This is a genomic window from Pseudoduganella sp. RAF53_2 (assembly GCF_052113985.1).
GTDB lineage: Bacteria > Pseudomonadota > Gammaproteobacteria > Burkholderiales > Burkholderiaceae_D > Rugamonas.
This window is the reverse complement of sequence record NZ_JBFRDW010000767.1, coordinates 1-2,531: the sequence shown is the minus strand read 5'-3', so window position 1 is coordinate 2,531 and position 2,531 is coordinate 1. Positions and strand designations below refer to the sequence as shown.

3 protein-coding genes and 2 pseudogenes are annotated in these 2,531 nt (G+C 48.6%); all 5 read left to right on the top strand.

The window, feature by feature from the left end; translation table 11 throughout:
• Positions 1–468: pseudogene (locus AB4Z11_RS29205) on the top strand (hypothetical protein); the annotation flags it as partial.
• Positions 469–509: 41 nt separating this feature from the next.
• Complete coding sequence (locus tag AB4Z11_RS29200; protein WP_442029324.1) at positions 510–794, top strand: hypothetical protein; 285 nt, start codon at positions 510–512, stop codon at positions 792–794.
• 112 nt (positions 795–906) lie between these two features.
• A complete protein-coding gene (locus AB4Z11_RS29195; RefSeq protein ID WP_442029323.1) occupies positions 907–1,149 on the top strand; it encodes a hypothetical protein in 243 nt (80 codons plus the stop codon).
• A 310-nt stretch (positions 1,150–1,459) separates the two neighbouring features.
• Positions 1,460–1,600 carry a hypothetical protein gene (locus AB4Z11_RS29190; protein ID WP_442029322.1) on the top strand — a complete coding sequence of 47 codons (141 nt, stop codon included), beginning with the start codon at positions 1,460–1,462 and terminating at the stop codon, positions 1,598–1,600.
• Positions 1,601–2,187: 587 nt separating this feature from the next.
• Positions 2,188–2,531: pseudogene (locus AB4Z11_RS29185) on the top strand (hypothetical protein); the annotation flags it as partial.

Below are 2,531 nucleotides of genomic sequence, written 5' to 3'. Positions count from 1 at the left end.
GGCGGCTACAGAGTCCCATATGATGTGTCGGTTGCTTTGCTGTCGATGGATGGCGGAACCGATGTATGGGACGAGTTATGGAATGAGCTTCACCATCAAGGTGATGTCGATATCGCATCCTACGCGGCGGTTCCACAGTTGGTGAGGATCGCAAGCAATGGAACGGGACGCGATTGGAATTTCTACGGGTTGCTAGCGACAATCGAAGTTGCACGCCATCGCAAAGGTAATCCGGCAGTGCCTGTCTGGTTGAAAGCAGATTACACCAGCGCCTGGGCGCTGGCTTTCACTTTAGCTTTGACTGACATCGACTCAAAAACCGATCGCGCTACTACCGCTGCCATTCTCAGTGTACTCGCTCTGGCAAAAGGCCAACTGAAGCTCGGTGCCATGCTCTCCGGCTTGGATGAATCCGAACTCGATGAATGGCTGGAAGAACGATTCGCCTGGTCCGAGCAGTATGGATAATTCGCCTTCCGGCCAATGTCAAACAGAAAAATTAAGAGACAATGTCCAACGAATCATTGATTAAATGCGGGACTCATGGCAGTAGGTCGCCAGCGATCGTCTGCTGCCACCAGGTCAACATCCGCGACCGCATCGTTGGCTTCGTCGAAAACAGTTCAGACCCTGACGACTTGCAGGCTTGGTGTGACGACTGTGAGCGTCTTTTCATTCAAGAAGACGGGATGACTGAAGTGTTCAGGGAGTTCAATGATTTTAGGGTCGTTTGCGATTTCTGCTACGCTCAAATTAAGGAGCGCAATATGAAATTTGATGGTGCTCCGAGCTGAAGACTGTCTTCGGCCAAGAACGGACCGTCATTCATACCCACTACCTATGATCATAGAAGCCGTACAAACCGTTGAAGTTGTGTGCACTGATAGGATGCTGCGAGTGAGGCTCGTGAGCAGCGGCGAGCGTTGGTACCAGACTGTGAACTTCATTGCGACAGGAGTCGAATGGCACAACGATATAGGTGCTTTTGGGTTTGATATGAAAAACCGTAAGCGATGTGCCACTTGGTTCTTTGATATTCTCGAAGAGATTGAGAATGAAATAGATGTGCGATTAAAGTTGGAAAATGCCACGACTTGGATCAATGTTCCAAATGAAGTAAGACATGAAATTGAATTGGCCATCGGCTGACGAAAATCGGCAAAAAGCGGACCTGACTTAATAATTCTTAATATGAAAATATTAGCATCTCTTGCAGCTCTTCTTGGCTTAGGTACTTCGCAAGTTACCCCTGCCGCAGAAGTTCAGAAAAAAAAACGAGCATGCAGTTATCGTCCATTTTCAATACGGGTCTCGAGATCTGACGCGGCTTTTTGCGCTCGAAGACAAGATTGAAGATGTTGTCACTAAAGCTCATGTCGGCGAATATGACGGAAACGAGGTCGCAGTTGATGGTAACGATGGGTTCCTCTATTTATATGGCCCAGATGCTGATAAATTGTTGCAAGCGATTGAGCCTGTGCTTGCAGAAACCTCGTTCATGAAAGGCGCAGAAGTGAAGAAACGCTACGGTCCGGCCGGGACAGGTGCGGAGGAAGTCAATCTTCATATCGAAACTCGACAAAGTGCTGTTTTTGATTGAATTTCTTCGTTCTGCACCCGGCCAATAGCGGACCCGGTCGGCAGAACACAAAATGATTCGAACGAAACTGGCATTGTCATGAACTTCAACAGCATACGACATCAAATTCTAAATGCCGGAGGCATTCCGGGAGAGCCCGCGCAAGAGAATGATTTTCTTGAGTTTGAGAACGCTCATCGGTTTAAGCTTGTGTCACAGGTTAGAGCGAACTACCTCATAATGAATGGAAGCGAATACTGCACAGAACCCGGTGGTTCCTGGATGAGATTTTGGCCGCTTGGTGAATGGCGCTCGGTCCATGATGCATTTCCGGATGACGGAATCGCAAAATCCCTGCCGTCTGGTACTTTCGTTTGCGCAGATTATGGATACGAATGCGTTTACTTCGTCGTTGATCTTACATCCCCACAGGGCCGTGTATATGGACTCGGACAAACTCATGCTGGAGTCGCGGGAGCTGATTTCGACGAGTTTGTCGCTCGCGTAGCCCAGGACAGCGACGAAGTGCATAGCTACCGATGATCTTGCCGATATCGGCCAGTTGCAGTCATTTGGGAACTTAAAAATTCAGTACGGACATATGAGTCATGATTTCTACAGCTTCAGAGTTTGTTCGCTTGCGGCAGAGCGCGATTCYCGACGAATACACTCGCGCMGCGAACGAATCAGCGAGCATCCAAGTCTGGGTKGAAGTTATTGAACACTTTCCCGATATGCTTGAATGGGTTGCTCATAACAAGACTGTACCGCTTCCGATCCTTGARATTCTGTCGCTGAATTTGGACCCTAAAGTTCGCTATGCCGTTGCAGTAAAACGGAAGCTCAGCTCAGAACTATTTGATCGTCTTGCACGTGACCCGGACGAAACTGTTCGCGCCGCAATCGCGCATAACGCAAAGGTTCCAATTGAAGTGCTCAGATTACTCGCAAA

Coding starts and splice junctions, on each gene's coding strand:
- AB4Z11_RS29200 (WP_442029324.1), top strand. CDS start 510: ATGTCCAACGAATCATTGATTAAATGCGGGACTCATGGCAGTAGGTCG.